General features: G+C 67.0%; 5 protein-coding genes. 1 reads left to right on the top strand and 4 read right to left on the bottom strand.

Annotation, left to right across the window (positions count from 1 at the left end; all coding sequences use genetic code 11):
• On the top strand, positions 1-1227 hold a 1227-nt coding region (locus D7V97_RS36145; RefSeq protein WP_233583438.1), incomplete at its 5' end, for a hypothetical protein.
• Positions 1228-1251: 24 nt separating this feature from the next.
• Here D7V97_RS36145 and D7V97_RS36140 read toward each other — a convergent pair.
• From D7V97_RS36140 to D7V97_RS44945, 4 genes are all read right to left on the bottom strand, one after another.
• Positions 1252-2103, bottom strand: coding sequence for an urease accessory protein UreD (locus D7V97_RS36140; protein ID WP_233583437.1), 852 nt, complete (start codon positions 2101-2103; stop codon positions 1252-1254).
• An 828-nt stretch (positions 2104-2931) separates the two neighbouring features.
• Entirely contained in the window at positions 2932-3210 is a 279-nt protein-coding gene (locus D7V97_RS36130; protein ID WP_120615169.1) for a hypothetical protein, read from the bottom strand.
• Positions 3207-7316 (bottom strand): HYD1 signature containing ADP-ribosyltransferase family protein, encoded by a 4110-nt coding sequence (locus D7V97_RS36125; protein WP_120615168.1) that lies wholly within the window; start codon positions 7314-7316, stop codon positions 3207-3209. Before D7V97_RS36125 ends, D7V97_RS36130 begins: the two co-directional genes overlap by 4 nt.
• Before the next feature lie 3 nt (positions 7317-7319).
• The coding region (locus D7V97_RS44945; protein WP_158623529.1) for a hypothetical protein at positions 7320-8562 on the bottom strand (1243 nt) is incomplete at its 5' end.

The following is an 8562-nucleotide window of genomic DNA, read 5'->3' as shown; positions in this document are numbered from 1 at the left end:
CAGCCCCCGAGGTCCCCCATGAAGAGCAGCTTCAAGCCGAGCTTCCCCAAGACGCCCAAGGCGCCCGCCGCCCCCCCGAAGCTGGACAACACGGTGGCCCAGGGGAAGACCTCCACGGGCAGCGCGCCCGTGTCGAAGCCGACGGCGCCCACGAAGACGTCGGGGCCGGACAAGACGCCGCAGGGGGACTCGTTCAAGAAGCCCACGGCGAACGCGGAGGCGTCCTCGTCGTCGTCGCGCCCGAACATCAACGCGCACGACCTCCAGGGGCCGCAGGTGCAGGCGCCGAAGCTCTCCGAGAGCGAGGTGCAGGACCTGGCGATGGGCCGCACCCCGGGCAAGGGCAGGCCCGCGGCGGTGCGCCCGGAAATCCAGAAGGTGGCGGAGGAGATGAAGGCGGAGGTGCCGGGCTCGGAGGTGCTGCGCTTCACGGACCAGGGCGGCCACCCGATGCTGAAGAAGCCGGGCCTGCCCTCCGGCACGGACGCGGGCGTGTGCAGCGCGATGACGTCCGAGTGGATCCGCACCGGCATCGAGGCGGGCGGAGACCCGAAGAAGGGCTCGCAGGCGTTCGGCAAGCTCACGGACAACCACTTCGGCTCGCTCATCGACAAGCAGCACGCCGAGCACGTCCAGGGCAGCGCCCTCCAGAAGAAGAACAACGCGAGCCTGGACTCCATCGCGAAGTTCCAGGGCGACGTGGGGGTGCTCAAGAACAAGCAGCAGCAGCGCAAGTTCATCAACGAGCAGCTCACGAACCCGGCCCTGACGCCGGAGCAGCGCCAGGGATTGATGACGCAGCGACATGAGCTGACCCAGGAGATCTCCGAGGGCGTGGCGAAGATGAAGCAGGACTCGGCGTCCATCGACGCGACGCAGATGGAATTGCAGGGCCTGCGCCAGGACTTCCGGACCGGCCGTGGCGGCGGCCACCCGAACGTGCGCGTGCAGGACTTCGCGCCCATCGAGCAGAACTTCGCGCAGAAGCTGTTCGACGGCACGCAGCAGAACGGCCACTACCGGATGGGCCTGCGCAAGGATGGCGATGGCGACGCCGAGGGCCACGTCATCGGCCTGCACAAGACGGATGGCAAGAGCCGCCTGATGGATGCCAACACCGCCGAATGGCAGACGGACAGCCACAAGGACCTGGTCAACCTGACGGCGGAGCACATCGAGCGGCTGTACCCGAACTACAGCGCGTTCGACCTTACCCGCTACGGCTGACCGTCCCGGCTCGGCTCGGCGGCCTCACACCCGCCGCGCCCACGGGTCGTCGCCCAGCAGGCCCGGCAGGAACGACAGCCAGTCGCGCGTGGTGGAGAGCAGCGTCTCCAGCGAGACGGCCGCCGCGCGCACCAGCAGCGCGTCGTCACCCAGGGGGCTCGCGGAGACGACCTGCCCAGCGCGCGGCTTCACCGGCAGCGCCGCCACCCGCGCGGCCAGGGACTCGCGCGCGGAGGCCAGCGCGGGCCCCACGAGCAGCACCGTGGCCAGCGCGTCGAAGCGGCCCATCCGCTCCGGCAGCGCGCCGTGCTCGGCGTCCAGCACCTGGCGCTCGTCGAGGACGGTGCGCCCTTCCCGAGCGATGCGCAGGCGGGAGGCATAGCGCAGGAAGGCCCACCGTTCGCCCCGGGCGCTGCGCCCGGCCGTCACCACGTCCGCGAGCACCAGGGACGCCCCCGCCGCGAGCGTCACATCCAATGTCTGCGAATAGCGGGCGCCGGTGAAACAGACGGTCGGATCCGGCACCCACGCGAACAGCGCCTGCGGGCCCACGCGCGCGTGCAGGTCGCTCTGGCAGCCATGGGGGGAGCGGTAGACGCGGTTGGAGCCCTGCGTGGCGACCAGCGCCGTGGCTCCGTCCGCCAGGTCCACGTCCAGCCGCAGGTGGTCACCGTCCACCAGCCCACCGCCGAACGAGCTCGTGTAAGCCCAGGCCGCGTGGCCATGGTTGCGCGGCGTGAGCAGCCGCAAGGGGCTGTGCGCCAGCGCCGTGCGCACCACGGTGCGGGGGCCGGAGCGCTCGAAGGCGAGCCGCGCGACGCCGGCCTGGTTTGAGGGCAGCGCCTCCTCGCGCGGGACGGGAAGCGGGGAGATCACCCCGTCTTCCTAGCACGGCGCGGCGTTCCTCTTGAGGAGCACCTACCGTGACATTCCAGGTCCCGGCCCGTGGCTGACCGCCGCCCGCCAGGAACGCGCTCGGGCCCTGGCAGGCAGCAGCTTCAATCACTTGCCAGGTAGAGATGCGCTCAAGCGCCGCTCCCAGCAGCGCCTCCAGCTTCGCAATCCGCGCGTCCCGGGGGGCAAGTTCCGCCACGAGTGGCGGTGTGTCGCGTCGCGACCACCGTCGAGTGCCGTCCCTCCCACCGTTCGCGGCCCGCAGTCCCTTCAAGCAAGCACCAACCGGTGAACGGTTACGTTCCTTCAACGCCCTGGCCTGCTCGCTCCATTTCAACAGGCTCTTAGCCTTCCCGGATGCGGTCCATTGCCCCGGCCCTGACAGGCGCGGGAGACGGTCATGGGGGACTTCTGCCGTCGCCATGGTGTGCGTTTGTACCGGCCCACCTATTGCTTCCTTCGAGCGGATGCGTCACGTCAGCAGCAGGCGCGACAGGAGTTGAGCGAAAAACCACCAAGCGCAAGCAGGTGACATCGCCCTCTTGAGCCAGGACGAAGCGAGATTTCCCATGGTGCCGACGCTGACGGCGACGCTGGGCGAGAAGGGAAGACGCCCTGTCATCGGCACCCGCGACTGCAAGGACGTGGTGCACGCCTTCGCGTCCGCCCATCTCACCACCGTGGCCGTGACGAGCAGGCTGTACCGGCGGCCGCCCTACGGCCCACAGCTTCAACCCATCGAATGGCTGTGGCGGCGGCCCCTGCGCCAGCGCACCAGGGACAACCTTACCATGTTGAGCCCCGACCGTTTCAGCCGAGGCGTGAACGAGCCCATACGTCCTCGAACTCTTCTCGCGTGATCGCGACCGGCTCAAACTGGGGGTCCTTTGCGATTTCGCTCAGTTCCGGCATTGCCAAGATTCCAAGCTTGGTGCTGCCACGCGACCTTCCAGAACTCGCATAACCATATCGTCCGTCACGGAAGACCTCGACCTTTCGGATCTCGAATCGATTGTCATCCAACTCGCTATAGAGAGTCACGGGTTCGTCCGGATGCCAATGCTTCCAGCCGATACGAACGTATTTCACGGTACTGCTCCTGAGTTGAGGATGCGGCCTGCGATGTTGAGCGGCCCTTCGTTCAGAACCACGAAGACTCCCTGCCTTCCCTGAACAACGTTGAGGCCGCTCACGTCTATTTCTACGTAGTGCGTGAATCGTGCTCCCAGGAACGGCATCCCTAGGAACTCGCGTGACAACTGACTCGGCGTCTTCGTTCCTGGCACGATATCCGAGAGATACTGCCCGTTGCCATACCTCGCATCGGCGGGGTTCAGCGCTCTCAGCGAAGGGTTCAGGCTCTCAGAGGCCAGGATGCCAGCGTGTCCTGCCTCGTTCGTGTAGTGGAAGAGGCTTCTCGGTGATCCTGCGCTCTCGGTGGTGATTCCACATTCGCTGAGCCCAAGCGGGTCACACCAGGTGAGCGGGTCCGTAGGATAGCAGAAGAAGTTGGGACCTGCAGCGAGCCCCAGTGGATCCCGGCTGATGTAGCGCCCGGCTGCGGCGTCATAGTGGCGGAAGCGGTTGTAGAGGAGCCCCGACTCCTCGTCCTCGTACTGTCCGGGCCAGCGCCAGGGGCAGTGCTGCAAGGCGACGTCGGGCTTGCCCACCCCAAAGGCATCCAACTGCATGCGCCAGGCGAGTTCGCCGGCCTCGTCGTACATCTCGGTAGGCGTGCCGAGGGTATCCGAGGCGATGGCCCATCGGCGGCCCGCCGTCTCCTTGGCCACGGGCGTGAAGGTGCCAGGCTGCCAATACCAGGTGGTGGATGCCTCGGGCGATACCTCGTGAACCACGGTATGGCCGTCCCAGACGAAGCGCGTATCAGCCTCGACCCGGGTGCTTCCATCCGGGGCGGTAGATGCCAGCGCTTTCCGGGTGCGGCGGGCGAAGGCATCGTACTCATAGCGCACGGCGCGTCCGTCGGGACGAAGGACCTCCACCAGCATCCCCGCGTCATTCCAGCGGTAGACCCAGCGACGTCCATCCTCCTCCACCTTCTCCGTCTGGTTGCCGTCCGCGTCATAGGTGTAGCGGCAGCCGTCCGCCTTCTCCAACCTGCCGCCCCTCCCGTAGCGCCTGTCGGCCAGGGTGGAGCTGCGGTAGAGATTTCCCACCACGTCCATGGCGCGGTGCAAGGTGCCTGAGGGGCCATTCTGGGCAACCAGCCGGCCTCGGGCATCGTGGGTGTAGTCGGTGCGGCCGCGCCGCGAATCCTCCACGGCAGCCAGCTGGTCTTCCCCACGCCAATGATACGCGCGCGCGTCGAGTTGCTGCGTGGGCGCACCAGCCACGTGGCGAAGGGTGCGGCGAGCAGTGGGCCGGCCCGCGGCATCACGTTGCCACTCCACCCGCACGTCCCCGGGCAGCACCCGGGCGGCCTCCAGTCCCAGGGCGTCTCTCTCGAAGCGAAGGGTGGACTTCGACGCGTGGAGGAACTCCTCTCCGAAGTGCAGCGACGAAACCTCGCCCAAGGCGTCGTGCAGCACTGTCAACCGGCCGCCCAGCGACGTCTCCAGGAGAATGCGCTGCCCGGTGGAGTCGAAGCGGGAGGTCACCGCATGGTCGCCCTGCACCTCGCGCAACACCCGCCCCAGGGCATCCCTCTCAAAAAGGATGGTGGCGGACTCGTTTCGAGCGCGAAGCAGGGCTCCGTCCTCGCGATACCCGAACTCCACGCCAGTGCCGTCGGAGTGTTTCTGCGTGAGGGGGCGCCCCGCATTGTCATAGGTGTACTCAGTGGTCCGGCCACTGGGCAGAAAAGCCTTCATCAACTGGCCCAATGCGTCGCGCACATAGAGGCGCGTTTGCCCATCGAAACCCGTCTCCTCCCGCACCCTGCCCAAGGCGTCCAACGTGTAGGTGTATGCCTCGTCCGCCTCGTTGAGGACGCGCGTCAGTCTGCCTTCGGTGTCGTAGACAAAGCGCACCGAGGCGCCCCCCTCTTCGCGCGAGCGCAGCTTGTGGAGGTGGCCATAGGTGAAGCGAACGTGCCGGGTGGCGTCGCGCACCTCCAGTAGGTTTCCATGAGCGTCATAGGCCCGCTCCTGCACCACGCCCGCCGGAGAACCCACTTGCAGCAGGTTCCCCCGCACGTCGTAGCGGAAGCGGGCCACGGCCCCGCGAGCGTCCTTCTTCCGTACAACCCGGCCTTGCCCATCGTAGGCGTACTCGGTGGCCGCGCCGTTGGGCGCCACCGTGCTGACCAGGCTCTTCTGCCTGTCGTACTCCAGCAGCGTACGCCGACCGCCTGGGGTTTCCACCCACACGGGCAACCCCCGCTGCCAGCCCCAACGGGTGCATTCCCCAGTGGGCGCTCGCCGCTCGGTCAGGTGGCCTTCCCTGTCGTAGGTCCACGCCCAGGTGTTGCCCAACACGTCGGTGAGACGCTCCGGAAGGTCCCGGCCGTCATATTCCAAGCACACCCGGGCCCCGTCCGGTCCCTCTATCGCCACTGCGTTGCCCCGGGCGTCGTAGGTGGTGGTGCGGGCATGCCCCAGGGCGTCCGTCTCCTTTGCGAGGAGCCCACATTCCGGGTCGTAGGCGTAGGAGGTGGATGCGCCGTGGGCGTCCGTCACCTTCACCACCATGCCCAGTTCATCCAACTGGTACACGGTGGTGGCCCCCAGCGAGTCCTCCACCAGCGTCTTCCGGTTGCGCCTGTCATAGGCAATCAGGTGATGGAAGATGCCGCCGTCGCCCCAGGTGCTCACACACCGGGCCTGGGCGCCCCAGCCGTCGTATTGGAAGTAGAAGGAAAGGCCCGTCCTGTCCGTCTCCCGCACCATGAGGTGGCCCTGGTATTCAAACTGCCATGAGGCCCCGGCCGCATCCTTGACTTCCACCAGGTCGCCGCGGGCGTCATAGCTGTACTTGAGGTGGCGGTAGAAGCCCGTCTCCCTGGAGAGTGGGAGCTTCACCTCGGTGAGACGGCCTTGCGCATCATGGATGAAGCCCACGAGGCGCCCGCAGGTGTCACGCATCCACTCCAGACGGCCCCTGTCATCGTAGGTCAACTCAAGGGTGTGATGGCCGTCGCGGCTGCGAATGCGTTTCAGGCTGGCGCGCTGCGGAGAACCGCCTGCCACGAACGCGAACTCACGCGCCGTGCCATCAGAGTCCTCCACCGTCCAGCCAAGGCCGCCATGACTGCGCAGCGTGAGTCGGTTGGTAGCATCATAGAGGGACTGGTCGGCCCGCAGGATCCGACCCGGCAGCGCATCAGTTGCGAACTCCACCTCCCTGCCGTCCGCCTCGCGCAGCACCACCTTGCCTCGCTCCAGCCACACCTCCTGGTGCAGGCTGTGACTCCAGCCGTAGCCCAGCGGGCCATTCCGCCAAGAAAGTGAAGAGGAGTACACCCGCTCGAATACCAACGGCAGTGGACCCGGCAATTCAAAATCAATGTTGTCCGTGAAGACACGGCCCGTGGCGACGTCCACCGGGTGCCCGGTGACGAAGCACACGGCCCGCTTCAGCCTGTCGCTGAGGCGCCCTGGCGCCACCTTGTCGATGGCTTTCTTGAGGGCCCCACTCACCCTTGCCCAGCCTTTGCTTCGCTTTTGGGCCTGGCGCAGGACCCTGAAAAGCCTGACGCCCACACGGGCCACCTTCATCAGGACTCTCATCCCGGCCAGCATGGCGAGGTTCTGGGCAATGCCCTCCATATCCGGAACCATGGGGGCGCCATTGAGCACCAATGACCCCTTGGGGATGGCAAGGGTGACACTGGTTGGCAGACGGACGGGGTCGCTGCAGCTGAGTGACACATCGCCCAAGCGCACCCCAAGACTGCCCGCCAAGGTGACGTTGAGGCTGCCAAACATCAACTCCGCGTCATTGCCGGGCATCCCCTTGACGAAGCCCACCCCCGGCAGGGGCAGGTGGGGCAGCGTCAGCAGGTTGGTGACGGTGGTGCCGCAATTCGCCACCGGCAGACCATTCACCAGCACCAGCCCGGGGCCCCCTCCCGTCGCCATGCCAATGGCCGCGCCCACCGCCAGGCCTACCGGGTCGAACACCATGCCCACGAACGGCATGGGCACGGGTGTTGGCACCGGCCCCGCAGGTGTGGGCATCAACACCATGTGCACGTCCAGCCCCAACACCGGATCAAAGAAGGTGGATTGCAGCATGGCTCAGGCTCCTCCCGACGCCGCGGACTTCGCATCGACAGGTGGCGACTCCAACACGAGGGCCTGCGCCTCCAAGGACTCGGCCTGAGCCTTCAACCCGTGCTTGCGACAAAGCGAGGCCAGCTGACGAGCAGCCTCCGGCGCGGTGGAGGAGCGCCTCTCATCAGGAGAAGCCTTCTCCGCGGTTTCCAACGCTCGCCGCCAGGCGAAGGTTGCCTCCTGCAAACGCCCGCGGGCGGCCAGCAACTGCCCGGCCATCCGGTAGCCCTCGATGGCGAGCACGGGTGAAGAGCCCTCCATCCCCAACCTTCCCGCCTCGGAATAAGCGATGACTGCGTCATCCGTACGCTGCAGGGTCAAGAGTGCCGCGCCCTGGGCCAACTGAGCCTGGACTGCGACCTCCGGCAGGCCCTGGCTGGTAGCGCGTGCGCCCGCCTCACGAAAGAGCTGTAGCGCCTTCTGGGGTTGACCTGCCTGCATGACGTAGCCACCCAACGCGACCTCCAGCGTACACGCCTCGCGCATCAAACCCGCCGCGAGGCACAGGTCACGCGCTTCGGTCTGCTCTCGCACCGCCTCGGCCGCACGGCCTTCGCGCAGGGAATGCGCCGCGCCAAACACCTTGAGGCGCAGCGCCTTCTGGAACTCCTTGTCCATCAAGGCCGAGGGAATGCCCATGAAAGTGGCTCCCTTCTGCATCCCTCCGTCGACGCCTCCTTGAGGCTGAGCTTGATTGAGCGACGCAGTGGACACCTGCCGCGGTGGAGGATCCGCGCGGGGGCCTGCCGCCCCTATCGCCTGGAATCCGGTAGCGCCAGCGGATGCAGCGGTCATGGCCGCCAGGACTTGAGCCATGTTCCCTGCGACCGCTGCGTCACTCACCCGTGCGTCCACACTCTCGGCCTGAGCCCCCAGGGACTGCACCAGGGTCGTCAGGTGAGGCCCATCCGACTCCACGACGACCCAGCGGGCCCGCGCCAGTTCCGGTCGTGCGAGCAGCAGTTGGATATCCTGCGCCCACTTCCTGGCATCCCCTACCCATACCGGAGCGAGCACCAGCACCAATCCATCCAAGGGCGACACCAACCTGCGCAGAGCTTCACTCACATCCAGGCCGAAGCGGACCAAGGGTTCCTGAGCACGGGGAGCAGGCGCCATCCCGGACAGCGCAATGGCTGGCGTGTCCTGGGCGAGCAAGGCGCGCAGCTCGTCCCAATCCGACCGCACCTCCTCGGCCCGTCCCTCC

Source organism: Corallococcus sp. CA053C (assembly GCF_003611675.1).
GTDB lineage: Bacteria > Myxococcota > Myxococcia > Myxococcales > Myxococcaceae > Corallococcus.
The sequence above is the reverse complement of the archived record's forward strand: the minus strand, read 5'-3'. Positions and strand labels throughout refer to the sequence as shown.

Excerpts from the sequence above, each read along its gene's own strand:
- D7V97_RS36125 (WP_120615168.1), bottom strand. The coding sequence starts at position 7,316 with ATGCTGCAATCCACCTTCTTTGATCCGGTGTTGGGGCTGGACGTGCAC.